Annotated in this window: 15 protein-coding genes; 7 read left to right on the top strand and 8 right to left on the bottom strand. The window is 65.7% G+C overall.

The genetic code is table 11. From position 1 onward, the window contains the following. Positions 1-6: 6 nt before the first annotated feature. On the bottom strand, positions 7-1,611 hold the full coding sequence (locus QMA10_RS06660) for a carboxyl transferase domain-containing protein (protein WP_290167046.1): 1,605 nt from the start codon (positions 1,609-1,611) through the stop codon (positions 7-9). Positions 1,612-1,884: 273 nt separating this feature from the next. On the opposite strand from QMA10_RS06660, the gene QMA10_RS06655 reads away from it, so the two are divergent. Together QMA10_RS06655 and QMA10_RS06650 are read left to right on the top strand one after the other, a co-directional pair. Then, positions 1,885-2,427, top strand: a complete 543-nt coding sequence (locus QMA10_RS06655) for a TetR/AcrR family transcriptional regulator (protein ID WP_290167096.1) — start codon at positions 1,885-1,887, stop codon at positions 2,425-2,427. Positions 2,428-2,464: 37 nt separating this feature from the next. Further along, positions 2,465-2,932, top strand: coding sequence for a GNAT family N-acetyltransferase (locus QMA10_RS06650; protein WP_104055357.1), 468 nt, complete (start codon positions 2,465-2,467; stop codon positions 2,930-2,932). A 109-nt stretch (positions 2,933-3,041) separates the two neighbouring features. Here the strand turns inward: QMA10_RS06650 and QMA10_RS06645 are convergent, their stop codons facing one another. The 3 genes from QMA10_RS06645 to pdhA are packed head-to-tail and all read right to left on the bottom strand — an operon-like array spanning position 3,042 to position 6,705. After that, complete coding sequence (locus QMA10_RS06645) at positions 3,042-4,508, bottom strand: dihydrolipoamide acetyltransferase family protein (RefSeq protein ID WP_290167045.1); 1,467 nt, start codon at positions 4,506-4,508, stop codon at positions 3,042-3,044. Then, a complete protein-coding gene (locus tag QMA10_RS06640) occupies positions 4,505-5,542 on the bottom strand; it encodes an alpha-ketoacid dehydrogenase subunit beta (RefSeq protein WP_290167044.1) in 1,038 nt (345 codons plus the stop codon). Before QMA10_RS06640 ends, QMA10_RS06645 begins: the two co-directional genes overlap by 4 nt. Further along, positions 5,539-6,705, bottom strand: coding sequence for a pyruvate dehydrogenase (acetyl-transferring) E1 component subunit alpha (gene pdhA / locus QMA10_RS06635; RefSeq protein WP_290167095.1), 1,167 nt, complete (start codon positions 6,703-6,705; stop codon positions 5,539-5,541). Before pdhA ends, QMA10_RS06640 begins: the two co-directional genes overlap by 4 nt. 184 nt (positions 6,706-6,889) lie before the next feature. On the opposite strand from pdhA, the gene QMA10_RS06630 reads away from it, so the two are divergent. Beyond that, positions 6,890-7,363: an Lrp/AsnC family transcriptional regulator gene (locus tag QMA10_RS06630; RefSeq protein WP_290167043.1), complete on the top strand. Its 474-nt coding sequence runs from the start codon at positions 6,890-6,892 to the stop codon at positions 7,361-7,363. A 71-nt stretch (positions 7,364-7,434) separates the two neighbouring features. Here QMA10_RS06630 and QMA10_RS06625 read toward each other — a convergent pair whose 3' ends face one another. Beyond that, complete coding sequence (locus QMA10_RS06625) at positions 7,435-9,060, bottom strand: cation acetate symporter (protein WP_290167042.1); 1,626 nt, start codon at positions 9,058-9,060, stop codon at positions 7,435-7,437. Then, the gene (locus QMA10_RS06620; RefSeq protein ID WP_290167041.1) at positions 9,057-9,428 is read right to left on the bottom strand and encodes a DUF485 domain-containing protein; all 372 of its coding nucleotides are present in this window, start codon (positions 9,426-9,428) and stop codon (positions 9,057-9,059) included. The genes QMA10_RS06625 and QMA10_RS06620 overlap by 4 nt, the downstream gene beginning before the upstream one ends. A gap of 223 nt (positions 9,429-9,651) precedes the next feature. Here QMA10_RS06620 and QMA10_RS06615 point away from each other — a divergent pair, with 223 nt between their 5' ends. The 4 genes from QMA10_RS06615 to QMA10_RS06600 are packed head-to-tail and all read left to right on the top strand — an operon-like array spanning position 9,652 to position 13,579. Next, a complete protein-coding gene (locus QMA10_RS06615; RefSeq protein ID WP_290167040.1) occupies positions 9,652-10,854 on the top strand; it encodes a histidine kinase in 1,203 nt (400 codons plus the stop codon). A 19-nt stretch (positions 10,855-10,873) separates the two neighbouring features. Next, positions 10,874-11,626 (top strand): LytTR family DNA-binding domain-containing protein, encoded by a 753-nt coding sequence (locus QMA10_RS06610; protein WP_290167039.1) that lies wholly within the window; start codon positions 10,874-10,876, stop codon positions 11,624-11,626. Next, complete coding sequence (locus QMA10_RS06605) at positions 11,623-12,063, top strand: hypothetical protein (RefSeq protein ID WP_290167038.1); 441 nt, start codon at positions 11,623-11,625, stop codon at positions 12,061-12,063. The genes QMA10_RS06610 and QMA10_RS06605 overlap by 4 nt, the downstream gene beginning before the upstream one ends. Before the next feature lie 31 nt (positions 12,064-12,094). Next, complete coding sequence (locus QMA10_RS06600) at positions 12,095-13,579, top strand: cation acetate symporter (protein ID WP_290167037.1); 1,485 nt, start codon at positions 12,095-12,097, stop codon at positions 13,577-13,579. Here QMA10_RS06600 and QMA10_RS06595 read toward each other — a convergent pair. Both QMA10_RS06595 and QMA10_RS06590 read right to left on the bottom strand, forming a co-directional pair. Beyond that, positions 13,576-14,154 (bottom strand): DivIVA domain-containing protein, encoded by a 579-nt coding sequence (locus QMA10_RS06595; RefSeq protein ID WP_290167036.1) that lies wholly within the window; start codon positions 14,152-14,154, stop codon positions 13,576-13,578. The two genes, QMA10_RS06600 and QMA10_RS06595, sit on opposite strands and share 4 nt — an antisense overlap. Before the next feature lie 133 nt (positions 14,155-14,287). After that, positions 14,288-15,187, bottom strand: a complete 900-nt coding sequence (locus QMA10_RS06590) for a phosphatidate cytidylyltransferase (RefSeq protein ID WP_290167035.1) — start codon at positions 15,185-15,187, stop codon at positions 14,288-14,290. Between the last annotated feature and the right edge of the window lie 63 nt (positions 15,188-15,250).

Below are 15,250 nucleotides of genomic sequence, written 5' to 3'. Positions count from 1 at the left end.
TGTGGCTCACATCCGGAAGAGGCCGAAGGAAGTCTCCGGCAGCGGGGCGTTGGCGCAGACATCCAGAGCCAGGCCCAGGACGGTGCGGGTGTCCGCGGGGTCGATGACGCCGTCATCCCACAGCCGGGCCGTGGAGTAGTACGGGCTGCCCTGGGTTTCGTAGGTGTCGCGGATGGGTGCCTTGAACGCTTCTTCGGCGTCGGCCGGCCATTCCCCGCCGCGGGCTTCAAGCTGGTCGCGCTTGACGGTGGCCAGGACCGAGGAGGCCTGGGCGCCGCCCATGACCGAGATGCGGGCGGCGGGCCACATCCAGAGAAAGCGCGGCGAGTAGGCCCGTCCGCACATGGAGTAGTTGCCGGCACCGAAGGAGCCGCCCACAATCACGGTGAGCTTGGGAACCCGGGCGGTGGCGACGGCGGTGACCATCTTGGCGCCGTTCTTGGCAATGCCGCCCGCCTCGTAGTCCCTCCCCACCATGAACCCGGAGATGTTCTGCAGGAAGATCAGCGGGATCCCGCGCTGATCGCACAGTTCAATGAAGTGCGCACCTTTGAGCGCTGATTCGGAGAACAGGACCCCGTTGTTGGCCACGATGCCCACGCGGTGTCCGTGCAGCCGGGCAAAACCGGTGACCAGCGTGGCTCCGTACTCTTTCTTGAACTCGGAGAATTCACTGCCGTCCACCATGCGCGCGATCAGTTCCCGCACGTCATAGGGGGTCTGCAGGTCCGCAGGCACCGCACCGTAGATCTCCTCCTCGGAGTACGACGGCGGCCGCGTCGGCAGGATTTCCCAGGCCGGGGTTTGTTCGGGCAGGGTTTCCACGATGGTGCGCACGATTTCGAGGGCGTGGGCGTCATTGTCGGCCAGGTGATCGGTCACGCCGCTGATCCGTGAGTGCAGGTCTCCGCCGCCAAGCTCTTCGGCGGTGACGATTTCGCCGATGGCGGCCTTCACCAGGGGCGGGCCGCCGAGGAAGATGGTGCCCTGGTTGCGGACGATGACGGTTTCATCGCTCATCGCCGGGACATACGCTCCGCCGGCGGTGCAGGAACCCAGCACCGCTGAGATCTGCGGGATCTTCCGGGCGGACATCTGCGCCTGGTTGAAGAAGATCCGGCCAAAGTGCTCCCGGTCCGGGAAAACGTCATCCTGCCTGGGCAGGAACGCGCCGCCGGAGTCCACCAGATAAATGCACGGGAGACGGTTTTCCAGCGCTATTTCCTGGGCCCGCAGATGCTTTTTCACGGTCATCGGATAATAGGTGCCGCCTTTAACGGTGGCGTCATTGGACAACACCATCACGTGGCGGCCCTGTACCAGGCCAATCCCTGCGATCAGGCCCGCCCCCGGGCATTCGTCGTCATACATGCCGTTGGCGGCCAGCGGCGAAATCTCCAGGAACGGGCTTCCCTCATCCAGCAACCGGTCCACGCGTTCCCTCGGCAGCAGTTTCCCGCGTGCGGCATGGCGTTCCCTTGATCGCTCGGGTCCGCCCAAAGCAGCCTGCGCCAGGCGTTTGCGGAGGTCCTCGGCCAGGTCAGCCTGGGCGACGGCGTTGGCGGCGTATTCGGGTGAAGCGGGATCGAGCCTGGTTGCAAGGGTCTCCATTGACGTCTCTCTGCTTGGTGCGGGCAGCCGGCCGGCACATGTGCCGGAAGCTCCATCGCCGGTTAATGACGGCTAACTCAAATCAGGTTATTGGTTATTAACTCAGGTGTCCACCACAATAGAAGATGCTTGGAAATCACATTTGCAGGAAAGGGTGGCATGAACGCGGCCAAAGAAGGAACAACGCCAGCAGCCCCTTCGCAACCCGGGACATCTGTGTCCGCCCCCCGAACCACCGGACGCAGCCTGGCCAAGGCCTCCCGCAGGGCAGTCATGCTGGAGGCGGCCGCCTCCCTTTTCGCCGAACGAGGTTACAACGGCGTTTCCATTGAAGAACTCGGCGCCGCCGCCGGTGTCAGCGGACCGGCCGTCTACCGTCATTTCAGCGGCAAACCCGCTGTTCTGTCCGCGCTGCTTGTGGGAGTCAGCGAGGACCTCCTGGACGGCGGGAGGGCGGTCGTGGCGGAGTCCGCCAACGCTGAGGCAGCACTGCGGGGACTGGTGGAATTCCAGGTGGATTTCGCCCTGCGGCAGGCCGACGTGATCCGGGTCCAGGACCGGGACCTCAACAGTCTGCCCGCCGACGATGAACGCACGGTGCGGTCCCTGCAGCGCCGCTATGTGGAGGTGTGGGTTGACGCGCTGTCCGCCCTGCACCCCGACTGCGGGGTTCCGCAGCTGCGCCACCGGGCACAGGCGGTCTTCGGACTGATCAACTCCACTTCGCACACCCTGCACAACCAAATGAAGTCCGGGGAGACCCTGCGGCTTCGCTCACTCCTCGAAACAATGGCTTGGGCCGCCCTGAATGCCTAGTAGTCTGATTGAAACCCCTCGAGCAGAAAGACCTGCTGTGATTGAGCTTCGTGCCGTAGTTCCCGCCGACCTGGATGAATTCTTCTCCCATCAGCTGGACCCAAGTGCCAACCATATGGCCGCGTTTGCCGCCAAGAACCCGTCAGACCGCGGTGTCTTTGACCACCACTGGCAGACCATCCTGAACGATCCCAGCGTGACAGTCCGCACCATCGTGGCCGACGGCGACGTGGTGGGCGGCATCATGGCCTACCGCGACGGCGGTGTTCCGGAGATCAGCTATTGGATTGACACCGACCGCTGGGGCCAGGGCATCACCACCAAGGCCGTAGGCCAGTTCCTTGAGGAATTCTCGGAGCGGCCCATCCGGGCGCGGGCCGTTGCGGACAACGCCGGGTCCATCGCCATCCTGGAGAAGTACGGCTTCACCGTGGTGGGCGAGGCTCAGGGTTTCTCCAATGCCCGCGGCGCCGTGGTGCGCGAACTCGAGCTCGAGCTGCGCTAACCGCCGCCAAATACAGGCAGCACGCAAGAGCATGAAACCCGCACCCCCGGGAAGGGGATGCGGGTTTTCTGCCGTCCGGCGGTACTGCACCGCCGCCACGGGCCGGGAACTACATCATTGCAAGCGCCATTGCAGGTTCCTCCAGCACCGCTCCCACGTCGCTCAGGAAGCGGGCACCCTGTTCGCCGTCCACCAGCCGATGGTCGAAGGACAGGCTGAGGGTCATAACCCGGCGCACTGCGAGCGCGCCTTCGTGCACCCAGGGCTGCCGGCGAACGGCACCGAGCGCCAGGATTCCTGCCTCACCGGGGTTGAGGATGGGCGTCCCGGCGTCAACGCCGAAAACCCCCACATTGGAAATCGAGAACGTTCCGCCGGAGAGGTCAGCCGGCGTGGTTTTGCCGGCCCTCGCGGTCTGTGCCAGCGTTCCCACGGCGGCAGCGAGCTCACGCAGCCCCAGCGCCTGGGCATCCTTCACATTGGGAACCATCAGTCCGCGCGGTGTGGCCGCCGCGATTCCCAGGTTCACATACCGGTACTGCACGATTTCGCGGGCGGCCTCGTCCCACCGCGAGTTCAGTGACGGATGCCGCGACAGCGCCAGGCACACGGCCTTTGCCGCCAGTGTCAGCGGTGTCAGCTTTATGCCCTCGAACGTCTTCTGTCCGCGGAGCCGCTCCAGCAGCTCCATGGACTCGGTGACATCGACGGTCAGGAAGACGGTCACGTGCGGCGCGGTGAAGGCACTGGCCACCATCGCGGCAGCCGTGTGCTTGCGCATCCCGGCGATGGGAACCCGTTCCTCGCGGACCCCGGGCGTTCCGCCCCCGGCTGAGCCCATGTTGGCCGACGGCGGCGGCAGCAACCGGGTGCCGGCGTTCGGCTCTGCCGCATCGCCCAGGACATCGGCTATATCGGCTGTGTTCTCTTCCGCCGCACGGGTGACATCGGAGCGGACAATCAGACCGTCCGGCCCGGTTCCGCTGATGTCCGCCAAATCGATTCCCAGATCCCTGGCGAGCTTGCGCACCGGAGGGGTGGACCTCGGCCGTTCGGCAGTCTGCTGCGGCTGTGCAGACTCTGCTGCAGGGGCAGGGTCTGCTGCAGGGGCAGGCGCGGGCACCGAATCAGTCATCGAAGCAGCAGCGGCAGAAGGAGCAGCAGCCCGGCCGTCGGTCAGCCAGCGCCGGCGGGCCGGCCGTCCGGTCTTTTCCGGCACGGCACCGTAGCCCACGAGGTTGGGCGTCCGCTTCGTCGGCTCTTCCGGGGTGAACACCGCAGGGGCAGTGCCCTGAGCCGTGGCCCCGGACGCGCCGGTCCGGCTGCCGGCGTCCCCTCCGGCTACCTCGAAGGACACGATGGGCGCCCCCACCTCCACGACGGTGCCGGCGTCCTCATGCAGCCGGGCAACCGTTCCGGCATAGGGTGAGGGCAGTTCCACCACGGCTTTGGCGGTCTCGACATCGGCAATGACCTGATTCAGGGTGACGATGTCACCCACGGCCACATGCCACGTGACGATTTCAGACTCGGTCAGTCCTTCACCCAGATCAGGCAGCAGGAATTCCTTGATCACAGACCGGCCCCTTCCAGCACGGGAGCGGCGGCAGCGCCGAACGGACTCTGCGAGTTGGGGCGGCGCATGGCCCGGTCCACGCCGTCCAGGATCCGGTCCAGGTCCGGCAGGTGGTGGTGCTCCAGCTTGGAGGACGGGTAAGGAACATCGAAACCGGTGACCCGCACCGGTGCGTGCTCCAGATAGTCGAAGCAGCGCTCCGTGATGCTGGCGGAGATCTCCGCGCCCACGCCGCCGGACTGGCCGGCTTCATGGGTGATGACCAGGCGCCCGGTCTTGCGGACGGAGGCCTCCACCGTGGCGAAGTCCACCGGCGAGAGCGACCTCAGGTCAATGACCTCCACTGAAACACCCTCGTCCGAGGCGGCCACGGCCGCATCCACGGCGGTCATGACCAGCGGCCCGTAGGTCACCAGGGTGACGTCGGTCCCCTGGGCAACAACGCGCGCCGAACCCAGGGGCATCGCCCCGTCCAGCGTCTCATTGACTTCGCCCTTGACGTGGTACCGGCGCTTGGGTTCGAAGTACAGCACCGGATCGTTGGACGCGATGGCCTGCTGGATCATGGTGTAGGCATCCTGGGGGTTGGACACGCTGACAACGCGCAGGCCCGATGTGTGGGTGAAATAGGCTTCCGGGGATTCCGAGTGGTGTTCGGGTGACCCGATGCCGCCCCCAAACGGCACCCGGATGGTCAGCGGTATGTTGACCGTTCCGCGGCTGCGGTAGTGCATCTTGGCAACCTGGCAGACAATCTGGTCAAAGGCCGGGTAGATGAACCCGTCAAACTGGATTTCCACCACCGGGCGGTAGCCGCGGAAGGCCAGCCCGACGGCGGTGCCCATGATTCCGGATTCCGCCAGCGGCGTGTCGATGACCCGCTGTCCGCCGAAGTCCTTCTTGAGCCCGTCGGTGATGCGGAAAACTCCGCCGAGGGTGCCGATGTCCTCACCCATCAGGACAACCTTGGGATCGGCCTCCATGGCGGCGCGCAGGCCGGCGTTGATGGCCCGGCCAAAAGTCATGGTGCTCATGCGGATTCTCCGTTCGCTCCGGCGCCTTTCGCCGGGATGGTGCCGCCGTCGCCCTCTGCGCCGTACAGGGCGAGATAGCGTTCATAGTCCGCCCGCTGGGTTTCCAGCCAGGAGTTGGGTTCGGCATAAACGTGGGCAAAGATGTCCAGTGCCGGCGGTGCAGGCATATTGATGCAGGAGCTGCGCAGCTCTGCGGCGACGGCATCCGCAGCGGCGGCTACCGAGGCGGCAAACTCGTCGGTGAAGAGACCTTCGTTCCGCAGCAGCGCTTCGATCCGGGTGATGGGATCCTTGGCACGCCATTCCTCCAGCTCCGCTGCATCGCGGTACCGGGTGGGGTCATCGGCGGTGGTGTGCGGGCCCATCCGGTAGGTGACGGCCTCAATGAAGCTGGGGCCTCCCCCGGTACGTGCCCGGTCCAGGGCCTCACGGGTCACGGCCATGACGGCGAGGACATCGTTGCCGTCCACCCGGACGGAGGGAATGCCGAAGCCCGGCGCCCGGTTGGCGATCGGAACCTGAGCCTGCAGGCCCACCGGCTCGGAGATGGCCCACTGGTTGTTGGTGCAGAAGAAGACGACGGGCGTGTGGAAGCTGGCCGCGAAGACCATTGCCTCATTCACGTCCCCCTGGCTGGTGGCACCGTCGCCGAAGTAGGTGATGACGGCGTCGTCCGTTCCGTCTGCAACCACGCCCATGCCGTAACCGGCGGCGTGCAGGGCCTGCGCACCGATGATCACCTGCGTGGGAGCCATGTTGACACTGAACGGATCCCAGCCGGCTGCGGCATTGCCGCGCCAGACACGCATCAGGGATTCCGGATCCACGCCGCGGCACCAGGCAACACCGTTTTCGCGGTAACTGCCAAAGACGAAATCGCTGGCGCGAAGGGTGCGGGCGGAGCCGATCTGGGCAGCTTCCTGTCCCAGCAGCGGGGGCCACAGGCCCAGCTGGCCCTGGCGCTGGAGAGCGGTGGCTTCAGTGTCGATCCGGCGGATGACCACCATGTCTTCATAGAGGCTGCGCAGTTGATCGGCGTCCACATCCGACACCCAGTGGTCGTACGAGGAGGGTGTCCGGGAACCGTCGGGGCGAACCAGCTGGACGTAGGGGCCGGACGCGGTGGCGCCGGCGTCATGCGGGGGTCTGACAGGAGTATGCAGAGACACGTCGGTACGCATCCTTCCGTGTTGGGCCCCAGGGATGGCGGGACCGAACCGATGCCCGGGCGACGTTGCCCGGATAGATGTGACACTACTCACACTTATCAACTGGCACAACCATCGGTGCGATCACTGAGCACTATGCCCTATAAGCCGCCGGCGGGGCGTGCTAATCTTTCGCACTATGCGCCTGCTGGACAGTACCGACACCCGCCTGCTTCTGGCGATGGCCAAGGACCCGCGGCGCACTGTTGTTGCGCTGGCCACCGCCCTCGGCATCTCCCGCAACACCGTCCAGGCGCGCCTGACACAGCTGGAAAAGAGGTCGGTGTTCCTGTCCTTTGAGCGCCGGATCAGCCCGGCCGCCCTGGGCTATCCGCTGATGGCCTTTGTCCACGTCCACGTGCAGCAGCAGCAGCTGGCCGAGATCACGGCACAGCTGGCCGGCATCCCCGAGGTGGTGGAAGCGCACGGACTGACCGGCGACGCAGACATCCTGCTGCGCGTGGTGGCTGAAGATGCCGAGGATCTCTTCAGGGTGAACAAGGCGATCCTGGCCGTTCCCGGCGTCGAACGCTGCGACACCAACCTCGCCATGGGCGAACTGATTCCCTTCCGCGTGTCACCGCTGCTGGAACGCGGCGAGTCCGGGGCCTGAACCCAAAAACACCCGGGTTCCGCACCGAAGTACGGAACCCGGGTGCCCCGGCATTTTGAGGCCGGACCGCTTTAGTGGTCCACAGCCTTCTCCGCGCCCACGCCGGTCAGCGAGCGGACTTCCATTTCCGCCTGCTTCTCCGGCGACTCGTTGTCCTTGCCCAGGACGGTTCCGAGCCAGCCGAGGAAGAAGGCCAGCGGGATGGAGACCAGTCCCGGGTTGTTCAGCGGGAAGATGGAGATGTCGATGCCGGAAACCATTGACGTCTCTGCGCCCGAGAAGACCGGCGAGAGAAGGATCAGCACAATGGCCGAGATCAGCCCGCCGTACATGCTCCAGACGGCGCCCTGGGTGTTGAAACGGCGCCAGTAGAGCGAGTACAGGATAGTGGGCAGGTTGGCACTGGCCGCCACCGCGAAGGCCAGGGCCACCAGGAAGGCCACGTTCTGCCCCTGGGCACCGATGCCGCCGAGGATGGAGACGATGCCGATGACGATCACCGTGCGGCGGGCCACCTTGACCTCGCCGTCGGCATCCACTTTGCCCTTGCGGATGACGTTGGCGTAGATGTCATGGGCGAAGGAAGCAGCGGCAGTGATGGTCAGTCCGGCCACGACGGCCAGGATGGTGGCGAAGGCCACCGCGGCGATGAGCCCCAGCAGTACGGGCCCGCCGAGGGCGAAGGCCAGCAGCGGAGCGGCGGAGTTCACGCCGCCCGGAGCGGCCTTGATGGTCTCCGCCGGGATGAGTGCGGCGGCGCCGTAGCCCAGGATGAGGGTGAACAGGTAGAAGATGCCGATCAGCCAGATGGCCCAGACCACGGAGCGGCGGGCTTCCTTGGCCGTAGGCACCGTGTAGAAGCGCATCAGCACGTGCGGCAGCGCCGCAGTTCCCAGCACCAGGGCCATGCCCAGGGACACGAAGTCCAGGCGCGTGGTTCCGGTCTTGCCGTACGCCAGGCCCGGGTTCAGGATGTCCGGGTTGCCGGACATGCTCACTGCATTGCCCAGCAGTTCGGAAAGGTTGAAGCCGTTGAGGGCCAGGACCCAGATGGTCATGATGCCGGCACCGGCAATAAGCAGGCAGGCCTTGATGATCTGGACCCAGGTGGTGCCCTTCATGCCGCCGATCAGTACGTAAATGATCATCAGACCGCCAACAACGGTGATGACCAGGGACTGGCCGATCTTGGAGTCGATGCCCATCAGCAGGGAAACCAGGCCGCCGGCGCCGGCCATCTGGGCCAGCAGGTAGAAGAAGCAGACGGCAAGAGTGGTGATGGCGGCAGCGATCCGGACCGGGCGCTGCTTCAGGCGGAAGGACAGCACATCGGCCATGGTGAACTTACCGGTGTTGCGCAGCATTTCAGCCACCAGGAGCAGGGCTACCAGCCAGGCCACCAGAAAACCGATGGAGTAGAGGAAGCCGTCATAGCCGTTGATCGCGATGGCACCGACGATGCCCAGGAAGGACGCCGCAGACAGGTAATCACCGGCAATGGCAGTGCCGTTCTGCGGTCCGGTGAAGGACCGGCCGGCAGCATAGTAATCAGCCGCAGTCTTGTTGTTGCGGCTGGCCCGCAGCACCACAATGAGTGTCACTGCCACAAACAGGCCGAAAATCAGCATGTTCAGCCAGCCGGTATCCCGGACTGCCTCGGCGGACACCTCAACCGCCTCGATGTTCATGGTGCTCATTTGGTCTCCTCCGGACGGCGGACGCCCTTGGCCTCAAGTTTTTCGCGCAGGTCCGCGGCGATGGGGTCCATCCTGCGGTTGGCGTAGCTGACGTACCACATGGTGATGCCGAAGGTGGTGACGAACTGCAGCAGGCCCAGGATCAGCCCGATGTTGATGTTGTCCCAGACCTGGGTGGACATGAAGTCGTGGGCGTAGTCAGCCAGCAGCACGTACGCGAAGTACCAGAGCAGGAAAAGAACGGCCATCGGGAAAATGAAACTGCGCTGCCGCTTGCGCAGCTCCTGCAGCTCGGGAGATTTTTGAACCTCCCGGAAATCAACCGGTGCCGCATGTGCGCCGGATCCGGCGGGTTGCTGTGTTGCCATCGCTCCTCCTTGAGTTGGGCACGTCCCGGCAACCGCCCCCTGGGGACAACCGGCTCCGGACAGCACGCACGTACAAATTGTGATCAGCATCACCTTGCTATGAATGGCGGCGGTGCACCAGATTCTCCGGTCCCGCCTCGCTGAACGGTCATTTCCCTGCGGTGAGCGGTCCGGGAGGGTGCGGCTGGCGGCGCCCTTTCCACCTCCGGCTAGGCTTAGGGGCATGATCAGCCCCGCCGTCGACATCGCCGTGATCTGCGCTCTCGCGGTGTTTACCGTGGCGGCCATAGCGGTGCTTGGCTACCGCCTCAGCCGCTCACAGCGGGACCTCGGTTCGGACACTGAACGGGCTGCCTATGCGGCGCTCCACACCGCAACCCTTGCCTCGCGCCATCTGCGCACCGGGCTCACGGCCTCCGGCGCCGGCAAAGCGGCCCGGCACCTGCGCGCGCTGCTGGGCTGCGACACGCTGATCCTTGCCGACGCGGCCGCTGTCCTGGCCTGGGAGGGAACGCTGCCGGACGGCCCCGCCCCGCGTGCCAGGCTCCTGGCAGCGTCCGCCGCGGTGCTGGAGAGCGGCCGCACCCGGGTGTTCCGCGGCGCTTCGCTGCGGGCGCTGGGGTTCGACGACGCCGGCGGCCAGCTGCTGCTGTGCCCGCTGCAGGTAAACCGCCAGACCGTGGGCACCCTGGCCGTATTTGCGCCCGCCGTCAGCGCCGGACTGGTCCGGGCGGCCAATGACGTTGCCGGCTGGGTGGCTGCCCAGATGGAGCTGGCGGAGCTGGACACCTCGCGCACCCTGCTGATGGAAGCCGAGGTGCGGGCACTGCGGGCACAGATCAGCCCGCATTTTATCTACAACTCGCTCAACGCGATTGCCTCCTACATCACCACGGATCCGGTGCGGGCGCGGGAACTGGTGGTGGAATTCGCGGACTTCACGCGCTATACGTTCCGGCGCAGCGGAAACTTCACCACTGTCGCCGAAGAACTGCAGGCCATTGACCGGTATCTCCTGCTGGAACGTGCCCGTTTCGGTGAACGCCTGAAGATCAGCCTGCAAATCGGCCAGGAGGTTCTCGGCACTGCCATCCCCTTCCTGTCGCTGCAGCCGCTGGTCGAGAACTCGGTGCGCCACGGACTTGAAGCCGCGGACGGCGAGGGCCACATCACCATCACGGCCACCGATGCGGGAGCCATGGCGGTCATTACCGTCGAAGACAACGGCGTGGGCATGGACCCCGGCTACCTGCGCTCCGTCCTGGCCGGGCATGCCGACGGCGACCATGTTGGCCTGCGCAACGTCGACGTCAGGCTGCGCCAGGTTTATGGTGATGACCACGGGCTGGTCATCGATACCGCCCCCGGTGCGGGAACCCTGATCACCATGCGTATCCCCAAGTCGCAGCCGGGCCACCGCACCTGAGTCTTGTAATCTGGTTCACATGTCCGTTCAAGGTAAACCCGGTTCCCGGCAGATTTCCGTGGTGGTGGCCGATGATGAGCTGCCCGCCGTCAACGAACTGGCGTTCCTCCTGGGCAAGGATTCCCGGGTAGGCGACATCCACCGGGCCTCCAGCGGCGCCCAGGCGCTGAAGCTTGTGGAAGACCATGCCGTGGACGCGGTGTTCCTGGACATTCACATGCCGGCGTTGTCCGGGCTGGACATTGCCCGTGTGCTCGGCGGCAGGGAACGCCCGCCGGCACTGGTATTTGTCACGGCGGATGAGGAACAGGCGCTGGCGGCCTTCGACCTCGCCGCGCTGGACTACCTGCTCAAGCCGGTCCGTCCCGTGCGGCTTGCTGAATCGGTACGCCGGATTTGTGACCTGGCGGCGGAGGCGGCGGCCGGGGACAGCGACGTCGTCACGGTGGTTCAGGGCGGAACCACCCGCATCATCCGGCGTGAAGACATTCTCTATGTGCAGGCGCAGGGCGACTATGCGCGGCTGCATACGGACACTGCTTCCTACCTGATCCGTGTTCCCCTTACCGAGCTGGAAGAGCAGTGGGCGGAAGCTGGTTTTGTCCGCATCCACCGCTCCTATCTGGTATCCCGTGCGCATATCCGCCAGGTGCGGGCAGCCGGGAGCCGTGCCAGCATTACTGTGGGATCTGCCGAACTGCCGGTGAGCAGGCGCCATTTGCCGGGGGTGCGGAGCACGCTCTCCGCCAGCCGGGTGCGTGCCCGTACATGACCGGCGAACCGGCCGCCGGCGCTTCCGCTCCTTCCTCCGTCCCTTCCGCCGAATCCTCCCCCGCACCCGGCAGGCCGCCGCAGCGTGTGCGGGTCACCGCTGCCCGGTCCGTTCCGGCGTCCGCTGCGCCCTACACGGTGTCCCGGGAACTGGACGAGCAGACCGAAGTGGGTGAAGTGTTCATCGGATCCCTGATCCGCTCCCAGCTGCGGCTAGCCCTGGTGGTGGGCGGAGGTTTCATGGTGATCCTGCTGGGCGTTCCGGTGCTGCTGGCGTTCCTCCCGGTAATTTCCGGCCTGACCCTCCTCACTGTCCCGCTGCCCTGGTTCCTGCTCGGAGTGGGCGTCTACCCGCTGGTGATTGTCTGCGGTGTGCTGTATGTCCGCAGTGCTGCACGGAACGAGCAGAGGTTCCTGGATTTGGTTGATGATGCCTGATGCCAAGACTTCCTAAGCCCGGACGGGCGGCATGAACCCGGCCGCGGGCTATGCGGCTCTGGCAGCGGTCACCGCCGCCACGCTGCTGATCGGCGTGTACGGCCTGCGCATTTCCCGCACCACGGGGGATTTCTACGTTGCCTCGCGCACCGTGCGTCCATGGTGGAACGCCTCGGCCATCGGCGGAGAGTACCTGTCCGCCGCGAGCTTCCTGGGCGTGGCCGGGCTGATCCTGGTGTCCGGCGTGGATGCCCTCTGGTTTCCCATTGGCTACACGGCCGGCTACCTGATGCTGCTGTTGTTCGTCGCCGCACCGCTTCGCCGGTCCGGGGCGTACACCATTGCCGACTTTGCCCAGGTCCGGCTCGAATCGCTGCCCGCCCGCCGCATCACCACCCTGCTGGTGATCGCCGTCGGCTGGCTGTACATCGTGCCGCAGCTGCACGGAGCCGCCCTCACCATCCGGATCACCACCGGACTGCCCGGCTGGATAGGCTCCGTGGCCGTGGCGGTGGTGGTCTGCCTGAGCGTAATGACCGGCGGAATGCGCTCCATCACCTTTGTCCAGGCGTTCCAGTACTGGCTCAAACTGGCGGCCATCGCGGTGCCCGTGATCTTTGTCCTCCTGCGGCTGTCCCGGGAAGGTCTGCCGTGGACCGACGGCGGCGCAGCCTTCGCCGCCGCGCTGGATCCGGAGACCAACGCATCCCTTTACCGGAACATCTCGCTGAGCATCGCCCTGCTCTGCGGTACCCTCGGCCTGCCGCACGTCCTGGTGCGGTTTTACACCAACCCCGACGGAGGCTCCGCCCGGCGGACCACGCTGATCGTGCTGGGGCTGCTCTCGCTGTTTTACGTGTTCCCCATCATTTACGGGGTGCTCGGCCGCATCTACACGCCGGATCTGGCAGCCGGCGGAGCGGACTCCACAGTGCTGCTGCTGCCGGGCCGGGTATTCGACGGCGCCTTGGGGGACCTGCTCTCGGCGCTGGTTGCAGCGGGCGCCTTCGCGGCCTTCCTGTCCACCACGAGCGGACTCGTGGTGTCATTGGCCGGAGTCATCAGCCAGGATCTCTTCCGCGGCAGTGTCGGCGGGTTCCGGCTCTCAGCTGTACTGGCCGCCGTCGTACCCCTGGGACTGGCGCTGCTGACCAGCTCACAGGCACTGGCGGGCACCGTGGGCATGGTGTTCGCTTTTACCGCATCAACCCTGTGTCCGCTGCTGCTGCTGGGCATCTGGTGGCGGGGGCTTACCGCTCCCGGAGCCGTAGCGGGCATGGTCACCGGAGCGGTACTGTGCGGGGGCGCCATGGTGGCAGGCGGCGTGCTGGGCACTGCCGCCCGAACGGTGCCGGCGTGGCTGGAGCAGCCGGCCGCCTGGACCGTCCCTGCCGCGTTCCTGGTGACTGTGGCGGTCTCCAGGCTGCGGCCGGACCTGGCTCCTGCAGGCGCCGCCAAAATCCTGGCACGGCTGCACACACCGGAACGGCCGCACCCCCGGGAGCGGCGCAGCTAGTCGATCGACGCCATCAGTTCCACCACGCGGTCAAGGAACACGTCAACCTGCGTTTCCTCATACCCTTCGGGACCCTTGGCTTCGCGGAATACGGCACGCCGCACCACGTCCACGCTCAGCGGCTTGTCATTTTCGAAGTATCCCAGCAGTTCGTCGCAGAGCGCATCGACATCCTGGACGTCGTAGCTGGGCACCTTGCGCCGGGTGGGGCGGCGGAACCGTTCCCCGGGCTTGCGGTGGAGCCGTCCGCGCAGGACGGCCGAGGTGCGGCTAATCTGCAGCAGCCAGGCTTCCTCACCCTTGTCCTGGATCATTTCGTTTTTTTCGCGCTGGGCAAAGACATCTTCCAGCCGGTCCAGCGCGGCGTCCACGGCCTGCGGTTCATACCCGGCCTTGGCGGGATCAAAGGCCATGGACCGGACGTTTCGGCTGGTAATGGCCTTCTCGGCGGAGCTTTCGCCGTTGTAGCAGCTGCGGGCTTCCGCCAGAAACTCGTCAACCTGACGTGTGTTGTACCCGTATTCCCGACGCCCCACACGCTCGAAAGGGGCGCCGGCCTGCCGCGCTTCATCCATGTCTTACTGTTCCTCTGTGGTCATGCCGCTCGCCGAGACTGATCGAAAACCTGTCACTATCCTACGTTGCCGCACCTCAGGGACCTGTGCGGCCCGCCACAGCGGCTGACGGGTGCGGGGTGATCCGCCGGCGCTACGTTCCGGGGATCAGAAGCACCGACAGCAGGAAGACCACCGGTGAGGCAAAGACAACCGAGTCCAGCCTGTCCATAATTCCGCCGTGGCCGGGCAGCAGGTTGGACATATCTTTGACGCCGAGTTCGCGTTTGATCATGGACTCGGAGAAGTCCCCCGCAGTTGCCGCAGCAACGGTGGCGACGGCAAGGACAAGACCGAACCACCACGGCTGGTCCAGGAAGAAGAGGGCTGCAACAACTCCCACCACGGTGGCTCCGGCAGCCGAGCCCGCAAATCCCTCCCAGGATTTTTTCGGACTGATCTTGGGCGCCATCGGATGCTTTCCGAAGATTGCCCCCACGAGGTACCCGAACGTGTCATTGGAAACCACCAGGAGCAGCAGTACGGCAACACGGATCTGGCCGTCGGGCTCCCCCAGGACCAGCAGGGCGAAGCTCAGCAGGAAGGGCACCCACAGCAACACGAAAATGCCGGCGAGGATGCTCTGCACGGCATGCTCCGCCGTGTCGATGGTGCGCCACAGCAGGAGCGCCACGACGGACGCCACGAGGGCAAACGCCAACGCCTCGCTGCCGCCGAAGTAGGCGGCAAAGGGCAAGGCGACAGTTCCCGTCAACACCGGAACCAGGGGGACCTTGATGCTCCGGACTTCCAGCGCCCGGCTCACCTCCCAGACACCCACCGCGGCAAAAACCGTGGCGATCGCTACGATTGCCAACGGAAAGAAGAGCAGCCCGGCCAGGAGCGAACCGAGCAGGATAACGCCGACGGCGATGGCCGCCGGCAGGTTGCGGCCGGCTTTGGACGGCTTTGCCGGCGCCTTGGCCGCTGTGCCTTTTCCGCGCTTGGACGGCTTTCCCGGTCCAGGAGAACCGGTTCCTTCGGTAGCACTCATGTCCGTGGCCTTTGCTGCCGGATCAGTCTCAAGGGACGCACCGCCAGCCTTGCTGGGAGGCTG

This window comes from Arthrobacter sp. APC 3897, from assembly GCF_030407495.1.
Lineage (GTDB): Bacteria > Actinomycetota > Actinomycetes > Actinomycetales > Micrococcaceae > Arthrobacter_B.
This window is presented reverse-complemented; position numbering and strand designations above follow the sequence as displayed.